Origin of the sequence: Exiguobacterium sp. 8A (genome assembly GCF_902506275.1) — a bacterium.
GTDB lineage: Bacteria > Bacillota > Bacilli > Exiguobacteriales > Exiguobacteriaceae > Exiguobacterium > Exiguobacterium profundum.
In genome coordinates this window covers 757,904-775,102 of record NZ_LR733630.1, presented here as the reverse complement: position 1 = coordinate 775,102, position 17,199 = coordinate 757,904, and the positions used below count along the sequence as shown (strand labels likewise).

Genomic DNA, 17,199 nt, shown 5'->3' with positions numbered 1-17,199 from the left:
TATAATCGAATAACCTGCAATCGCATCCTATTCTTTATGTGTCTAGTGTAACACAAGAACACATGAGCGTACAAACATTCGTTCGTTTTTTTGTGTTGACCGAACACGGGTTCTTGTTTTATGATGAGAACAGATAAACGAACAAACGTTCTAACGAACATACATTCTTATACAGGAGGCAATGTAATCATGAAAGATACACTCAACGGAATCATTTTAGTCGGGATGCTCTTAGTCGGGATGTTCGCTTTTTATTTGGCTGGTGAAATGCGAGGGGAACCAAAAGTTGTGGATCCGGTGGTCACGTCAGAGCGGACAATCGAAGAAGAGGTTGCGTACGTCGAAGCAGAATCACTCGAAGCACAGATCATGGCAGAGCGTGAAGAGCATAACGAACGAAAAATGAAATGGTATGCCGCTGAGTGATCTTTCTTCATTGCGAATCAATCTTAAACTGTGTATCGTAACAAATGAATGCAATGAAAGGGAGTGGTGCGATGCGGGTCGTCATCTATTGCCGGGTATCGACGAACAAGTCTACCCAAGAGACATCACTCAGTCGGCAAGTCGAAGAATTACAGCAGCTGGCTTCGGGATTAGGGGCCGACGTCATAGATGTCATCACAGAGCAAGAGAGCGGTTATGAAGTCAATCGACAAGGGCTACTTGATTTACTGGACCATGTATCCACTTCTCAGCTCGATGCCGTGCTCGTCACGGACGACAGTCGCTTAGGACGAGGGAATGCTAAGATTGCGATCTTGCATACTTTAATGAAGCATGACGTGCGATTGCTGACGATGCAGTCTACGTCGGACTATGTCGTTTCCGATGCAGAGAAGATGGTATTGGAGATTGTCAGTGTTGTCGAAGAATATCAACGAAAAATTCACAATGCGAAAATCTCGCGTGGGATGCGTCGTGCGGTCGCTAACGGATTTAACCCACAGCGCAACATTCAAAATCATGATCAAGGTGGGCGACATCGAATTGAAGTGCCAATCGAAGAGATTATCCAATTGCGTGAACGTGGCTTGACGTTCGCTGAGATTGCGGCGACGCTACGTGGATTTGGCTATGAGGTCTCGAAGGCAACGGTCAATCGACGATATCTTGAGCACCAGTCGGTTGCTGAAACTTGATTCTTCCTCTCTGATTTTGTAAAGTATAAGAACAAATTCACTAGAGAGGGGGCGAGTCATATGTTAGCACCAGGACAATTGGAGCGAATCAATTTCCTCGCCAACAAAGCGAAGACAGAAGGACTGTCTCAAGAAGAAATGAACGAGCAACAAGACTTGCGTCAAGAATATTTGAAGGCGTTTCGTCAATCGTTCAAATCACAAATGATGGGTATGAAAGTCGTCGATCCAGATGGAAATGACGTTACACCAGAGAAGTTGAAAGAAGATCAAAAACGCTATCGCGGTGAGTGATACCGAATGCACATCCTATTTCGCATAGGATGTGCATTTTTGTTATACACGAACACGCATCAGACGAACGGATTACATGCTATTTCATGCAATAGAAGGAAACGATTTCAACAAATGTGTTATACTAATTAATTAGTTGTGACACACGATTGAGTATGATAAAATATGACGGGTAGAAAACCTTCTTAACACAGAGAGGATGAAATTAGTGGAAACAACTACTAAAGAATTATTAGCGATTAACTCGATTCGGACGCTCTCAATTGATGCAGTCCAAAAAGCGAACTCTGGTCACCCAGGGATGCCAATGGGCGCTGCCCCGATGGCGTTTACACTTTGGACAGATAAAATGCGTCACAACCCGAAAAACCCGAACTGGTTCAACCGTGACCGTTTCGTGCTCTCAGCGGGTCATGGATCGATGCTCTTGTATTCGCTCCTTCACTTGTCTGGCTATGATTTGTCGATGGACGATTTGAAATCATTCCGTCAAATGGACTCGAAGACACCTGGTCACCCTGAGTACCGCCACACGGCTGGGGTAGATGCGACAACGGGCCCACTTGGACAAGGGATTGCGATGGCTGTCGGGATGGCCATGGCAGAGAAACACTTAGAAGCGACTTACAACCGCGACGAGTTCAACGTCGTTGACCACTACACGTTCGGCATTTGCGGTGACGGAGACTTGATGGAAGGTGTATCTGCGGAGGCGGCTTCCCTCGCAGGTCACTTGAAGCTCGGTAAACTCGTCGTTCTTTACGATTCAAACGATATCTCTCTCGATGGCGACCTTCATAAGTCGTTCTCTGAAAGCGTAGAAGACCGTTTCAACGCTTACGGGTGGCAAGTCATTCGTGTCGAAGACGGAACGGACATCGATTCAATCGCAAAAGCGATCGATGCTGCGAAAGCAGAGACGTCGAAGCCGACATTGATCGAAGTCAAGACGGTCATCGGATTCGGTTCACCGAACAAGTCGGGTAAATCGGCATCACACGGTGCGCCACTTGGAGACGCTGAAATCGAATTGACGAAACAGTTCTACAAATGGGAAGGCGAGTCATTCTACGTTCCAAACGAAGTATATGACTTATTCAACGAGAAAGTTGTCGAGCCTGGCGCGAAATATGAGTCAGACTGGAACGAACTCGTTGAAGCGTATAAAGCGGCACACCCTGAGCTCGGAGCACAGTTCGAGCGCGCGATGAACAATGACCTTCCTGAAGGTTGGGATAGCGAGTTGCCGACTTTCGAAATCGGTTCGAAAAAAGCAACACGTCAAACGAGCGGTGAAGTGTTGAACGCAATCGCAAAAGCAGTACCGACACTCTTTGGTGGTTCGGCTGACCTTGCTGGATCGAACAACTCGATGATCAAAGGTGCGGTAGACTTCGATGAAGACCCAGCTGGTCGTAACATCTGGTTCGGTGTTCGTGAGTTCGCAATGGCGGCAGCTGTGAATGGTATGGCCCTTCACGGTGGTGTTCTTCCTTACGGTGCGACGTTCTTCGTCTTCTCGGATTACCTCCGTCCTGCAGTCCGTCTCGCAGCACTTATGGGACTTCCATCGACGTTCATCTTGACGCACGACTCAATCGCAGTCGGTGAAGATGGTCCAACGCACGAGCCGGTCGAACATTTGATGAGCTTCCGCGCGATGCCGAACCTCTCTGTTCTTCGTCCTGCTGACGGCAAAGAAACGATTGCAGCTTGGAAACAAGCGGTGACATCGAAAACGACTCCTTCACTTCTCGTCTTGACTCGTCAAGCGTTACCAGAACTCGAAGGTACATCTATTGAAACGGCAGCAAAAGGAGCTTACGTCGTTGCAGGTGAATCGAAAGATGCAGACGTTCTCTTGCTCGGTACAGGTTCTGAAGTACACGTTCTCGTTGAAGCGCGTGAACAGCTCGCGTCAGAAGGCGTGAAAGCGGCAGTCGTCTCGATGCCATCATGGGAACTCTTCGAAGCGCAATCTGCAGAGTACAAAGAATCTGTCCTTCCATCTTCAGTCACGAAACGTGTATCACTTGAAGCGGGTGCGACACTTGGATGGTACAAATATGTAGGATTCGGTGGTAAGGTACTCGGAATCGACAAGTTCGGAGCATCTGCACCTGGTGACCTCCTCATGAAAGAATACGGCATGTCAGTCGACAACGTCGTCAATGCAGTAAAATCACTTTAATCTCTAGTTAGATTGTTGTGACGGCCAATCGTTTGGCCGTCACTTTTTTTCTGGACGACTAGCGAAGTTGTTCAATTTAGTGTATAGTAAAAAACGATGTTTCATATGGTAGAGGAGGTAAAGCCTTGAGTACATTATTCTGGATTCTTCTTGTCGTGGCAGCACTCATCGGGGGTATCGCGATTGGATTCTTTATCGCGCGTAAATACATGATGAACTACCTTGAACAGAACCCGCCAATCAATGAAGATATGATTCGTACGTTGATGATGCAGATGGGTCAAAAGCCATCACAGAAGAAAGTCAACCAAGTGATGCGCGCCATGAACGTGCAGATGAAAAACGAAAAGAAATCATAATCAATCACGAAAGCACTTCGGTTCCCGAAGTGCTTTTTTGTTTCCTCTTTTTGTTAGACAATCGAACAAACTTTCGCTACGATTAATGAATAATCTTCATCTAAAGACAAAGGGGGGCGTTTCACATTCGTGTATTCAAACAATTATCTTGGTTTTTGCGTCTTGAGTGGAAGACGTACGCGCTCGGCATCGTCTTACTGATCTTCGTGGCTGGTCTAGAACTGATTCCACCACGCATCATCGGACGGATTGTCGATGAGATTAACCGTGGTTCGCTTTCGTCCGACACACTCTGGCTGTTATTAGGGGGACTTGCTGCTGTTGGGATTGGAAATTACGTCGCCCGCTTCTTTTGGCGCTATTTTATCTTCGGCGCATCGATTCGTCTAGGAAGAATGCTTCGTAGCCAACTATATCGGCATTTCACAGATCTTGATCAGCGATTTTATAAAAAGTCACGGGTCGGTGATTTGATGGCCCATGCGACAAATGATGTACAAGCCGTATCGATGACGGCCGGTGCGGGAATTTTAACACTCGTCGATAGCGTGACACTTGGGACGTTCGTCATCATCACGATGATTACAACAATCAGCTGGAAATTGACGCTCGTTGCCTTACTACCGTTACCAATCATGGTCGCTTTGACAACGCGATATGGAAAGATGTTACATAGCCGATTCGGGGTCGCCCAAGCGGCATTTTCGGAATTGAATGACAAAGTGCAGGAAAGCGTCAGTGGCGTCCGTGTCTTAAAGTCGACGGGGGAAGTCGATCGGGATGTGGAATCGTTTGAGAACTTATCGAGTGAAGTCATGGCGAAAAACGTACGAGTCGCGAAGATTGATGCCTTATACGACCCGACCATCTTCGGAATTGTCGGATTGTCTTATATCCTTTCGGTCGGGTATGGAGCCGTCTTGATTGAACAAGGCGAATTGACGATTGGACAGATTGTCAGCTTCACAGCTTATTTGGCACTGTTGACATGGCCGATGTTAGCCTTTGGATGGTTGTTCAATATCGTGGAGCGTGGACGCGCGTCTTACGACCGAATTGAGCGAATGCTCGCCGTCAAACCTGAGATTCAAGACGACCGCATGGCTGCGACGACCCTTTCTCATTCAGAGGTGGAGGTCGATATTCGAAACTTCGCCTATGATGAGACCGTTGTGCTCCACAATGTCCATTTTCGGATTGAACGTGGAAAAACAATCGGGATTGTCGGCAGAACAGGTGCAGGGAAGACGACGATTGTCCGTCTATTGACGCGTGAGTATGATGTGAAAGATGGAAAGATTAAAATCGGTGGGATCAACATCCGCCAAGTGAAAAAATCACTTCTGATGGATAAAATTGCGGTCGTTCCACAAGATCATTTCTTGTTCTCGGATTCGATTGCGAACAATATCGCGTTCGGAAGGCCTGAAGCGAGCATGGAAGAAATCATCGAAGCAGCTAAGGTTGGTGAGGTGCATGAAGATATTGTCCGTCTTCCGGAAGGATATGCGACACTCGTCGGTGAACGTGGAGTCACATTATCAGGAGGACAAAAACAACGGATTTCCATCGCGCGGGCGCTCATGACAGCGGCGGATGTATTGATATTAGATGATGCCCTATCTGCGGTCGATGCGAAAACGGAAGAGTCGATTATCGAGCATTTTCGAGTCGGTAATCCAGATCAGGCGCGCGTCATTGTCGCACATCGTCTTTCGGCTGTAGAACACGCTGACGAGATTCTCGTGATTGAGGACGGAAACATCATTCAACGAGGTCGCCATGAGGCATTGCTTCAAGAGACGGGCTGGTATCGTGAGACATATGATCGTCAGCAACTTGAAGCGATTGTAGAAGGGGGGGGACACGATGAAACATGATGTCCAAGAATGGCAAGTCATCAAGCGCCTGCTCAGTTACGCGAAACGGTACGGAAAACCGCTAAGTGTTGCCTTCGTATTTCTCTTGATTGCGACAGGTGCAAAGTTGGCAGGGCCGTTTCTAATCAAAGTGTTTATCGATGAATTCGTCACACCAGGTGTCTACCCGACGAACTGGGTCATCGCTCTTTTTGCTGTCTATATGGTGCTTCATTTGTCGGCGATTGTATTTGACTATCTGCAATCCATATCTTTTCAAAAAATCGCCTTAAAAATTGTGCAAAACATTCGGATGGACATCTTCCGTCACGTTATGGGGATGCGACTTGCCTACTTTGACCGCACACCAGCGGGAGTCCTTGTATCGCGTATCACGAATGATACGGAGGCCGTAAAAGAACTCTATGTCGGGGTGATGAGTACGTTCGTTCAGTCTGCCGTTCAGTTGATTGGGACGTATATCTTCCTCTACATCTTGGAGCCCCCGCTCGCGACGATGGGACTCATCTTGTTGCCTCTCTTCTGGCTTATCATTTGGGCGTATCGTCGTTTCTCGACGAAATATTTCGCGCAAGTGCGGGATTTGTTGTCACAACTCAACGCCCAGTTGAACGAATCCATCAATGGGATGGGCATCATTCAACAATTTCGTCAAGAAGAGCGTCTCATTCGTCAGTTCGAAGAGACGAACGAAGCGCATCAGGAGGCACGATATCGGAACTTAAAACTCGATAGCATGTTACTCCGCCCGATTATCGAATTGCTTCTCGCCTTCTCCATCATCGGTCTGCTCGGTTATTACGGGGTACTCTCGATGAGTGAACAAGTTCAAGTAGGGGTCGTGTATGCTTTCATCAGCTATATTGAACGTATTTTCCGTCCCGTGCTTGATATCATGCAACGATTAAGCGAATTTCAACAAGCCGTCGTATCGGCCGACCGTGTCTTCAAAATTTTAGATACGGATGAACCGGCTCCAGGTAAACAGATGCCTGGTGAAGCACGAATCACTGATGGGGAAGTTCGGTTCGAAAATGTGACATTCAGTTACGACGGAGAAGTTGACGTGTTGAAACAGATTTCTTTCGTTGCTAAACCAGGTGAGACGGTTGCGCTCGTTGGTCATACTGGGAGCGGTAAGAGTTCAATCATCAATTTGTTGACACGTTTTTATCCATATGAATCTGGTCGCATCACGATTGACGGGCAACCGCTCGAACAGTTCGAGGAGCAAGAGCTTCGTCAACAAGTCGGGCTTGTCCTACAAGACCCATTCTTATTTACGGGAACAATCGAAGAGAATTTGAAGCTGTTCAATCCAGTCATCGATTCTGAGCGCGCGCGTGAAGCTGCTGAATTCGTCCAAGCGCATACATTCATTGAAAAGTTGGACGCTGGCTATGGCCATGTCGTCGGAGAGCGTGGAGCGACGTTCTCAAGCGGGGAGCGTCAATTGCTCGCATTTGCCCGTACGGTCGCACGTAATCCAAAAGTGCTTATTCTCGATGAAGCGACGAGCTCGATCGATACCGAAACAGAGGAGCGTGTACAAACCGCGCTCGATCGGATGCGTCGTGGTCGGACGACAATCGCAATCGCCCACCGCCTGTCGACGATTCAAGATGCAGATTTAATTTTGGTCTTGCATCGTGGTGAAATCGTGGAACGCGGCAATCATCAACAGTTATTGAAACAAGACGGACTGTACAAAAAGATGTATGAACTGCAATCCGGACAACGTCTGATGTCTTGATTTGGAAAGGATACCTATTCAGGTGTCCTTTTTTCCATGGAAAAAGCTCGCCACACAAGGTGACGAGCTGTCAAGTTTCAAGAATGAAGTTTCTCTTTATTATGCTTTGATAGGACATGACGAGTGATTAAAGAGTCAAGTTCTTGGCTTACTGAAATGACTTCGGGTGAGGTCCAAGAATGCTTTGACGCGATTTTATACAGTTCATCACGTTTTTGTTCAATGGCCTGGTGTAGTGTATCTGCTGCGGTGACTGCCACGTTCGTTCCCCCATCATGTAAATTAGAATTTTGTGAACTGGAATATCCAAATCTTAGCACCTCCGTTTACAGATGACAAGTTTCATTTCCATTTCAAAAATTACAAAATGATGTTGCGGTTTGAAAGAAAAGATTCGAGCAATTTAAATAGGTTTTCGCTATAATGGTCGTGAAAGGTGGAAATCGTCATGGAAGTCACATTATGGCTCGCATTTGGGGCGGGCGTCTTATCGTTCTTGTCACCATGTACGCTCCCGTTGTATCCGGTCTTTCTCTCGTATATTACTGGGGTTTCCGTATCTGAGTTAAAAAATGAAGGATTAAAACAGCGTACAGCTTGGTTCCACACATTTTCGTTCTTATTCGGTTTTTCGATTGTCTTTCTCGTACTAGGATTGTCGACTTCATTGATTGCAGACGTCTTCATCCAATATAAGGACAGTCTACGCATGTTCGGCGCCATTTTGATTTTCGTGTTCGGCGTCTTTTTGGCGGGCTTATGGCAACCGCAATTTATGATGCGTGAAAAGAAAATGGATATCGGCGAACGAAAGAGCGGTTATTTTGGAACCGTTTTAATTGGTATTGGATTTGCGGCAGGCTGGACACCGTGCACAGGTCCAATTTTAGCTGGTGTGATCGCACTAGCCGCCACGAACCCGAGTCAAGGACTCGGCTATATGTTGGCGTATGTCATCGGGTTTGCAATTCCATTTTTGGTAATGGTCGCATTCGTTGGCAAGATCAAGTACTTAGCACGCAACAGTGCAAAAGTAGCAAAAGTCGGAGGCTATTTGATGATGGCGTTCGGCGTACTATTATATTTTGACGGAATGAATCGGTTCGCTGCATGGATGAGCGAGCTTGTCGGATTCACCGGATTTTAAGGGGTTGACCGAGATGTCAATGTTATGGGGGTCGACTCTCGTCGCGTTGTTAATGGGTATCGTAGCGAGCTTTGTTCGTGTAAAAGCATCGGCAAAGCCGACGAATGCGAAGAAAATTTTAATTCCACCACTTGCGATGACGACCGGGATGATTCAGTTTTTGATTCCCGCGTTTCGATTATCATGGGTCGAAGTGGCTGAGGCCCTTGCGGTCGGACTCATCTTCAGTCTGTTTTTGATTAAGACATCCAATTTTGAAAAACGGGACGGCGAAGTGTATCTCTCACGATCGAAAGCATTTTTTGTGGTCGTGTTCGCACTCCTTGCCATCCGTACAGCAATGAAGGTTTGGGTCGGTCATGAGGTCGATTTATTCTCTACAGGCGGATTGTTCTATTTGATTGCTTGGGGGATGATTGTCCCGTGGCGAATCGCCATGTATCAAAAATATAAACGAATCGCAATCACGTAAAAATGGAGTGGCGTTGAGCCACTCCATTTTTATTTAATCTGCTTTCGTAGCGGCGACTTCTGTCTCCGCGTCGATTCCGGTGTTCGCCTTGACGAGTACGCGTTCATAGTTGCCAGCAACTTCATCTGATTTCGTGACCAGTGTACCAATCACGGCAGCGATGAAACCAAGGGGGATTGATACAATCCCGGGATTGGATAGCGGGAAAAGGGCTTCACCGAGAAAAATGGCCGAACCGTCCGGAGCCCACAGGTTCGGACTGAGTGCGACTAGAATCAGTGAGGAGAACAAGCCGACGACCATTCCCCAAATGGCGCCACCTGTATTGAAGCGTCTCCAGAAAATCGTAAAGAGGATAACAGGTAAGTTCGCACTCGCCGCAACGGCGAAAGCGAGCGAGACAAGAAATGCAACGTTCATCGACTGGGCGAAAAAGGCTAGTCCCATTGAGACGAGGGCGACCGCAACTGAAGCGATTCGCGCGGCTTTCACTTGTTCAGTTTCTGTCGCTTCCCCTTTACGAATGATATGTCCGTAGAAGTCATGGGCGAAGGCGGAAGCAGCTGACAGTACGAGTCCAGCGACAACGGCAAGAATTGTCGCGAACGCGATTGCGGCAACGAAAGCGAACAAGAGGTCACCACCGAGCACTTGCGCGAGAAGAGGGGCCGCCATGTTGCCGGCAGGGTTTGCGGCGAGAATGGCATCACGTCCGACGAATGCTGCGGCACCGAAACCTAGGAAAATGGTCAAGATATAAAATGCACCGATGATCCATGTCGCATAGACGACGGATTGCCGAGCAGTCGGTGCATCTTTGACGGTGAAGAAGCGAATCAGAATATGAGGGAGCCCTGCCGTACCGAGCACGAGCGCCATGTTTAATGAAATGGTATCGAGCGGTAGCTTGAACTTGTTCCCAGGGTTCAAGAAGTCACTTCCGAGTGGGGTCGCTTTGCTGACTTCATTAAACATCGTCGTGACGGAGAAATCAAAACGAGCGAACACGAGAAATGAAATGATTGCCGTCCCAATCATCAGAAGTACGGCTTTTGTGATTTGTACCCAAGAAGTGGCCGTCATGCCACCGAAAACGACGTAGACTGTCATTAAGATTCCGACGACGACGACACTTGTCGTATAAGGGATTCCGAGTAACAGTTCAATCAAAGCACCCGCTCCGACGAGTTGCGCAATCATGTAAAAAATGGAGATGACAATCGCATTCATCGCTGCGACACCACGTACGCGAGGCTTGTTAAAACGTGCCGCAATCATGTCTGCCATCGTATATTTCCCAAGATTTCGCAATGGTTCGGCGACGAGATAGAGGACAACGAGATAGGCAACGAGGAAACCGATTGAATAGAAAAACCCATCGAATCCCGCAAGCGCAATCATACCTGCAATTCCGAGAAACGATGCGGCAGACATATAGTCGCCTGCAATGGCAAGACCGTTTTGAAATCCGGTCAATCCACCATCTGCCGTATAAAAGTCGCTGGCAGTTTTTGTTTTTCTTGCTGCAAAGTATGTAATCACTAGCGTGAGTCCGACAATGGCGATAAAGAGGGCAATCGCGGTCCAATTCATGATCTCACCTCGTCTTTCAGTTGTTCGACGAGTGCGTCGAAGCGACGGGCACGTCGACTATAAAGTACACAAAGTGTCCAGGTCATAATGAACTGGGAAAAGGCGAACGCCCAAGCCCAAGTGATGTCCCCGATGAGTGGTGTATTCAAGATCGTCGTATAGCTCGTCAGAATCGGGAGTGTGAAATAAAAGATGAGTGAGAAGATGATAGCTGGAACGATGAAGCGATTTTTTTCCCGCATTAACCGATGAAATGTCTCATGTTCGGTAATCATGTGGGCAGATTGATGGCTTGTCGTTTGTGAAACTTGTGTCACATCATGCATAATAGACCCTCCTTGACTGTAAGATAAATCCATTATGCGTTGTGAAAAACAATTCAGTCATTCCTTTTTTTCGTGTCGAAATGAAAGACGTTATATTAATATTGGTCATACCAATTTACTGTAAGCGTTTTCAATATTGTCTAATTCGTGAACGTTATTTCGATGTAATATAAAGCTCGAGAAAAGGTACTTTTGACCCATTAGGCGAATCGCACAATTCGACAAATAAAAAAAACTCTATCTGAATGAGATAGAGTCTACTGCTGAAAATAGTGTTCGTATGGCGTCCAATCAATCTGTTCTTCGGTTAGCGCTTTCTTTAAGAACTTGTGATCGCGCTTCGGTGTTGCGGCGATGTAACCCTTTACCACAAGTTCGGTCGTCATTTTTTTTGCACGCGATTCAAGCGCGAATTGACCGATTTTACCTGCGATTTTTCGGATCGCGACGTCGCGGAACAACTCGGGTACCGGTGTGACGAGACGATCTAATAGCGTCCGCGTCTCCGGAGTCCAGAGATGACGCGTTCTTTCTATATAATCATCTTCGATGTCAAGTAGGGAACGTCCATCTTCTTTTGGCATTCGTTTTAAAAACTTACGAAACATGAAGTACCCGCCAATCGTCATGAGTCCAATCATGACGAATCCCCAGAATACAATGAAATACATCATCAAGTTTTCTGGCATCGTCTTTCCCCCGTTCTATACATTCACTTGCTTTCATCGTTAGTATACAAAAAAGAATCCATTTGCAAAAGGCGTACGTCCCATTAGGATAGACGAACCGAATTGATTTCGTTAGAATAGATAGCGTTGCTACGAGAATAAGCATGAACTGAGACGAGAAAGGAAAGGTCTATCCTATATGAGCCAATTGAAACAGGAAGTCGAGAGACGTCGGATATTCGGCATTATCTCTCACCCGGATGCGGGGAAAACAACATTAACAGAGAAATTACTTTTGCACGGTGGTGCGATTCGCGAGGCAGGTACGGTCAAGGCGCGCAAAAACTCAAAACACGCAAAATCTGACTGGATGGAAATCGAGAAACAACGTGGGATCTCGGTCACATCGTCTGTCATGCAATTCATCTATCAAGACAAGGTTGTATCGATCATGGATACACCAGGACACAACGACTTCGGTGAAGACACGTATCGCGTGTTGACATCAGTCGATAGCGCGGTCATGGTCATTGATGCTGCGAAAGGGATTGAAACACAGACGAAAAAACTATTCCAAGTTTGTCGGATGCGTGGGATTCCAATCTTCACATTTATGAACAAGTTGGATCGTCAGGCAAAAGATCCGCTTGAATTGATGGAAGAGCTCGAAGAAGTGTTAGGCATGCCTTCTGTCGCGATTACATGGCCAATCGGAAGCGGAATGCAATTTGAAGGTGTCTACGACCGAATGAAAAATGAGGTCCACTTGTTCCGTGGGGAGAAGTCGACACTTCAACTGGGTGAGGACGGAGTGAACGATCCGATTCTCGCCGATCATTTGTCGGAAGAGAACTTGACGAACCTCCGCGATGAGATCGACCTTCTCGATGGAGCGGGGAACGAGATTGATGTCGAGGCGATCCAGAGCGGTAAATTGACACCGGTATTTTTCGGAACAGCGCTCGTCGACTTTGGCGTGACTGCGTTCTTGAATCACTATTTAGAGATGTCTCCGGCTCCTGAGGCACGTAAGTCGAACGTCGGTCCAATCAATCCGACATCAGAAGACTTCAGTGGATTCGTCTTCAAGATTCAGGCGAACATGAATCCGGCACACCGCGATCGCATCGCCTTTGTACGCATCTGTTCAGGTGTGTTTGAGCGTGGGATGGATGTGACGCTCACTCGTACTGGGAAAAAGATAAAATTGAGCCAATCGACACAATTGATGGCGAACGATCGAGAAACAGTCGACCAAGCGTTTGCTGGTGATGTCATCGGGATCTATGATTCTGGGACGTATCAAATTGGAGATACCATCACCACATCGAAGCAGAAGATTGCGTTTGAGGCGCTGCCAACTTTCCCACCGGAATTGTTCATGCGCGTTTCGCCGGTCAACTCGCTCAAGTCGAAACACTTCCACAAAGGGGTAGAACAGCTTGCGCAAGAAGGGGCGATTCAAGTGTATCGCAACGAATATAACGAGATTTATCTCGGCGCGGTCGGACAACTTCAATTCGAGGTATTCGAATATCGTTTAAACAATGAATATGGCGTCGATATTCGAATGGAACCAGTCTCATATAGCGTTGCTCGTTGGGTCAAAGATAAAGAGTTGAAGGCATTGAAACCGTTCCAAGATTCACGGAACATGCTCGTTACAGACCGTTGGGAACGTCCGGTCTTCCTGTTCGCGAACGAGTTCACATATGAACGGTTCGCTGAGCGTCACGCAGATGACTTGACGCTTGTTGAGGCACTTGACGTCAACGAAGAGATCGGTACGGAAGAATAAGTTGTAAACACCTCGTTTCTGAGGTGTTTTTTTGTTGTGAAGTAAGTCATTTTAGTTTTGATAAGTTTTACTTATGACTAATTTGTGACGGAATGTATTTTACGTCACGCTATACTTGTATTATGATAAATATGTGAAAAGTAAGCGATTACGCATTGTCGTGTGGTCGGCGCTTTCAAAAAGGGGGAAATTGCAATGGAACAGACGAATGTTTTAGACGCCTTCGCATCTCGGACAAAGTTCGAAGCGAACGGGCAATCGTATGATTTTTATCGTTTGAAAAAATTGGAAGAAGAAGGATTGACGGACATCAGCCGTCTTCCGTATTCGATTCGCGTTCTTCTTGAATCGGTTCTCCGTCAACAAGACGGGCGTGCCATCACGAAAGAACATGTCGAGAACTTGGCAAAATGGGGCACTGCCGACGTCTCGAAAGACATTGACGTACCGTTCAAACCGGCACGTGTCGTACTTCAAGACTTCACGGGTGTACCGACGGTCGTAGACCTTGCTTCACTTCGTAAAGCGATGGCAGACCTCGGTGGAGACCCAAACAAAATCAACCCAGAAATTCCTGTCGATCTCGTCGTCGACCACTCAGTTCAAGTAGATGCATATGGTTTCGCTGGCGCATTGATGAAAAACATGGACATCGAATTTGAACGTAACGAAGAACGTTATAAGTTCTTACGTTGGGCTCAGACGGCATTTGACAACTATCGTGCCGTACCACCTGCAACGGGGATTGTTCACCAAGTAAACTTGGAGTACTTGGCATCTGTCGTCCTCGAGAAGAATGATGCAGAAGGTACAGTTGCTTATCCAGATTCACTCGTCGGAACGGATTCGCACACAACGATGATCAACGGACTCGGTGTTCTTGGCTGGGGTGTTGGAGGAATCGAGGCGGAAGCAAGCATGCTCGGTCAACCATCATACTTCCCAGTGCCAGACGTCGTCGGTGTCAAAATCATCGGTGAAGTAAACCCTGGTGTGACAGCGACAGATGTGGCGCTCGTCGTGACAGAGATGCTCCGTCATGAAAAAGTTGTCGGGAAATTCGTTGAATTCTTCGGACCGTCGCTCCACACGATGCCACTTTCAGACCGTGCGACGATTGCAAACATGGCGCCTGAATATGGTGCGACATGTGGATTCTTCCCGGTCGATACGGAAACATTGAACTACATGCGTACGACTGGTCGCTCTGAAGAGTTGATTTCACTCGTCGAAGAATACTCTAAAGCGAATGATCTCTTCTATACACCAGATCAAGCTGATCCAACGTTCACAAAAGTGTTGACACTCGACTTGTCGAAAGTCCAGCCTTCACTTGCGGGTCCGAAACGTCCACAAGACCGAATCAACCTCTCAGACGTTCAAACATCGTTCATCGATAGCTTGAGTGCTCCTGCAGGAAACAGTGGCTTCGGACTTGACCGTTCTGAACTCGACAAAACGGCGACAGTCAAGTACGAGGACGGCGCAGTCGACATGAGTACGGGAGATGTTGCGATTGCAGCCATCACAAGCTGTACGAACACGTCGAACCCATACGTCATGGTCGGTGCTGGACTCGTTGCGAAGAAAGCCGTTGAACGTGGCTTAACCGTTCCGAAATACGTGAAGACATCACTCGCACCAGGTTCGAAAGTCGTAACGGACTACTTGGATAAGGCTGGTTTGACTTCTTACTTGGACGAACTTGGCTTCAACACGGTCGGATACGGCTGTACGACATGTATCGGAAACTCTGGTCCGCTTGACCGTGAAGTCGAAGATACGATCACAGAAAACGACTTGCTCGTGTCGTCAGTCCTCTCTGGTAACCGTAACTTTGAAGGGCGCGTTCACCCGCTCGTGAAGGCAAACTTCTTGGCATCACCACCGCTCGTCGTCGCTTACGCTCTTGCCGGGTCAGTCAACTTCGACATCATGAATGATTCGTTCGGTACAGACAAAGATGGAAATGAAGTATACTTCAAAGACATCTGGCCATCAAACGATGAAATCAAAATGGTTGTCCAAGACGTCGTATCACCAGAAGCATTCCGTAAAGAGTACGAAACGGTCTTCACTGGTAACGAGCGTTGGAACGCACTCGATGTTCCGGAAGGAAACTTGTATGACTTCTCAGATGAGTCGACATACATCCAAAACCCACCGTTCTTCGAACAACTCGAACCAGAAGCGGGCGAGGTTCATGCATTGAATGGCTTACGTGTCATCGGGAAGTTTGCGGATTCGGTTACGACCGACCACATCTCGCCAGCTGGATCATTCTCGAAGACGACACCAGCCGGTCAATACCTCCTTTCTAAAGGGGTAGAGCCAATCGACTTCAACTCATATGGTTCTCGCCGTGGTAACCATGAAGTCATGATGCGTGGTACGTTCGCAAACATTCGTATCCGCAACCAAGTTGCTCCAGGAACTGAAGGTGGCTTTACGACGTACTGGCCAACTGGTGAAATCATGCCAATGTATGATGCGGCTATGAAGTACAAGGAACAGGGAACAGGTCTTGTTGTCCTTGCAGGAAATGATTACGGAATGGGATCATCTCGTGACTGGGCAGCGAAAGGGACGAATCTTCTTGGAATCCGTGCGGTCATCGCACAAAGTTTCGAGCGGATTCACCGTTCGAACCTTGTTATGATGGGTGTGCTCCCGCTTCAGTTCTTAGACGGTGAATCGGCTGAATCACTCGGATTGACTGGTGAAGAAGCAATTGATATTCAAGTCGATGAGTCTGTACGTCCGCGCGATATTTTGAACGCAAAAGCGACACATGAAAACGGAACGGTGACAGAGTTCAAAGTCATCGCTCGTTTCGACTCTGAAGTTGAAATTGATTACTACCGTCACGGTGGAATCCTGCAAATGGTTCTCCGTAACAAATTGAAATAAGTGCTAGTCCATGACCTTCCTTTGAAAAAAGGAAGGTTTTTTTCATGAATATGCAATTTTAAGGTGAAAGTTTTAAAAGATTCGGGAACAGGAAGACAGGGAGGGGTGCGCTTATGGATAAGGAAGAGAAGCTCGGAAAGAGTTGGTGGAAACGATTGACGCAACAAAAAGAGGTGGAACCGGATCGAGAAATTGATATCACCCTTTCAGAATTGCGTCAGGCGATTCACGAATATGAACAGACACTGCCAAAAGGTGTGAATCGCACTGTCCTACTGGATGACTCGCAAGAAATCGACACCAAACGCTTGAAACATCACCTTTCGGGAATCCCGAAACAACGTTTCTTCATGTCAAAAGAGACGTTTCATATCGTACCGGAAGATGAACGCGACGTCATTTATGAAATGGATCAAGTGCAACGGGCACTCGATCTGTATATGGACCAGGAGAAGAAATTACCGTTACAAAAATTTCAGAACGCGCTTCAACTCGATTTGACCCGTTTACGAGAGGGGGGTTATTTAAAAACGTTGCCAAAAAGACCTTACTATGTGGTCGATGAAACATTGATTGTTTCACTGGAGCCCAAAGAAACAACTTGATGACAAGACACCTATCTATTGGACGGTAAACAACACATTTATGTACACATAGGGTTGTGAC

Annotated in this window: 16 protein-coding genes; 12 read left to right on the top strand and 4 right to left on the bottom strand. The window is 47.1% G+C overall.

The window, feature by feature from the left end:
- Positions 1 to 189: 189 nt before the first annotated feature.
- The 7 genes from GVY42_RS03980 (at position 190) to GVY42_RS03950 (ending at position 7,619) form a co-directional block, all read left to right on the top strand.
- Positions 190 to 426, top strand: a complete 237-nt coding sequence (locus GVY42_RS03980) for a hypothetical protein (RefSeq protein WP_074036863.1) — start codon at positions 190 to 192, stop codon at positions 424 to 426.
- Positions 427 to 497: 71 nt separating this feature from the next.
- Positions 498 to 1,142 carry a recombinase family protein gene (locus GVY42_RS03975; RefSeq protein ID WP_031423490.1) on the top strand — a complete coding sequence of 215 codons (645 nt, stop codon included), beginning with the start codon at positions 498 to 500 and terminating at the stop codon, positions 1,140 to 1,142.
- Positions 1,143 to 1,202: 60 nt separating this feature from the next.
- The gene (locus GVY42_RS03970; RefSeq protein WP_031423491.1) at positions 1,203 to 1,436 is read left to right on the top strand and encodes a DUF896 domain-containing protein; all 234 of its coding nucleotides are present in this window, start codon (positions 1,203 to 1,205) and stop codon (positions 1,434 to 1,436) included.
- Positions 1,437 to 1,635: 199 nt separating this feature from the next.
- Positions 1,636 to 3,627 (top strand): transketolase, encoded by a 1,992-nt coding sequence (gene tkt / locus GVY42_RS03965; RefSeq protein WP_074036867.1) that lies wholly within the window; start codon positions 1,636 to 1,638, stop codon positions 3,625 to 3,627.
- Between the two features lie 125 nt (positions 3,628 to 3,752).
- Positions 3,753 to 3,986: a YneF family protein gene (locus GVY42_RS03960; RefSeq protein WP_012726454.1), complete on the top strand. Its 234-nt coding sequence runs from the start codon at positions 3,753 to 3,755 to the stop codon at positions 3,984 to 3,986.
- 125 nt (positions 3,987 to 4,111) lie between these two features.
- Positions 4,112 to 5,866 (top strand): ABC transporter transmembrane domain-containing protein, encoded by a 1,755-nt coding sequence (locus GVY42_RS03955; protein WP_159563642.1) that lies wholly within the window; start codon positions 4,112 to 4,114, stop codon positions 5,864 to 5,866.
- Positions 5,856 to 7,619 (top strand): ABC transporter ATP-binding protein, encoded by a 1,764-nt coding sequence (locus tag GVY42_RS03950; protein WP_159562399.1) that lies wholly within the window; start codon positions 5,856 to 5,858, stop codon positions 7,617 to 7,619. The genes GVY42_RS03955 and GVY42_RS03950 overlap by 11 nt, the downstream gene beginning before the upstream one ends.
- 77 nt (positions 7,620 to 7,696) lie before the next feature.
- Here the strand turns inward: GVY42_RS03950 and GVY42_RS03945 are convergent, their stop codons facing one another.
- Positions 7,697 to 7,879 (bottom strand): aspartyl-phosphate phosphatase Spo0E family protein, encoded by a 183-nt coding sequence (locus GVY42_RS03945; RefSeq protein WP_078147026.1) that lies wholly within the window; start codon positions 7,877 to 7,879, stop codon positions 7,697 to 7,699.
- A gap of 188 nt (positions 7,880 to 8,067) precedes the next feature.
- Here GVY42_RS03945 and GVY42_RS03940 point away from each other — a divergent pair, with 188 nt between their 5' ends.
- Both GVY42_RS03940 and GVY42_RS03935 read left to right on the top strand, forming a co-directional pair.
- Entirely contained in the window at positions 8,068 to 8,766 is a 699-nt protein-coding gene (locus GVY42_RS03940) for a cytochrome c biogenesis CcdA family protein (protein ID WP_012726450.1), read from the top strand.
- 19 nt (positions 8,767 to 8,785) lie between these two features.
- Positions 8,786 to 9,238 carry a CcdC family protein gene (locus tag GVY42_RS03935; RefSeq protein ID WP_031423499.1) on the top strand — a complete coding sequence of 151 codons (453 nt, stop codon included), beginning with the start codon at positions 8,786 to 8,788 and terminating at the stop codon, positions 9,236 to 9,238.
- Positions 9,239 to 9,271: 33 nt separating this feature from the next.
- Here GVY42_RS03935 and GVY42_RS03930 read toward each other — a convergent pair whose 3' ends face one another.
- The 3 genes from GVY42_RS03930 to GVY42_RS03920 all read right to left on the bottom strand — a co-directional run bounded on the left by GVY42_RS03930 (position 9,272) and on the right by GVY42_RS03920 (position 11,846).
- Positions 9,272 to 10,831, bottom strand: coding sequence for a cation acetate symporter (locus tag GVY42_RS03930; RefSeq protein WP_031423500.1), 1,560 nt, complete (start codon positions 10,829 to 10,831; stop codon positions 9,272 to 9,274).
- On the bottom strand, positions 10,828 to 11,106 hold the full coding sequence (locus GVY42_RS03925; RefSeq protein WP_230872912.1) for a DUF485 domain-containing protein: 279 nt from the start codon (positions 11,104 to 11,106) through the stop codon (positions 10,828 to 10,830). Before GVY42_RS03925 ends, GVY42_RS03930 begins: the two co-directional genes overlap by 4 nt.
- Positions 11,107 to 11,414: 308 nt before the next feature.
- Entirely contained in the window at positions 11,415 to 11,846 is a 432-nt protein-coding gene (locus tag GVY42_RS03920; protein ID WP_031423504.1) for a DUF2621 domain-containing protein, read from the bottom strand.
- 178 nt (positions 11,847 to 12,024) lie between these two features.
- Between GVY42_RS03920 and GVY42_RS03915 the strand changes: the two genes are divergently transcribed.
- From GVY42_RS03915 to GVY42_RS03905, 3 genes are all read left to right on the top strand, one after another.
- Positions 12,025 to 13,623: a peptide chain release factor 3 gene (locus tag GVY42_RS03915; RefSeq protein WP_159562397.1), complete on the top strand. Its 1,599-nt coding sequence runs from the start codon at positions 12,025 to 12,027 to the stop codon at positions 13,621 to 13,623.
- A gap of 195 nt (positions 13,624 to 13,818) precedes the next feature.
- On the top strand, positions 13,819 to 16,533 hold the full coding sequence (acnA, locus tag GVY42_RS03910) for an aconitate hydratase AcnA (protein WP_012726444.1): 2,715 nt from the start codon (positions 13,819 to 13,821) through the stop codon (positions 16,531 to 16,533).
- Positions 16,534 to 16,646: 113 nt separating this feature from the next.
- Positions 16,647 to 17,138, top strand: a complete 492-nt coding sequence (locus GVY42_RS03905) for a DUF3939 domain-containing protein (RefSeq protein ID WP_159562396.1) — start codon at positions 16,647 to 16,649, stop codon at positions 17,136 to 17,138.
- Positions 17,139 to 17,199: the final 61 nt, after the last annotated feature.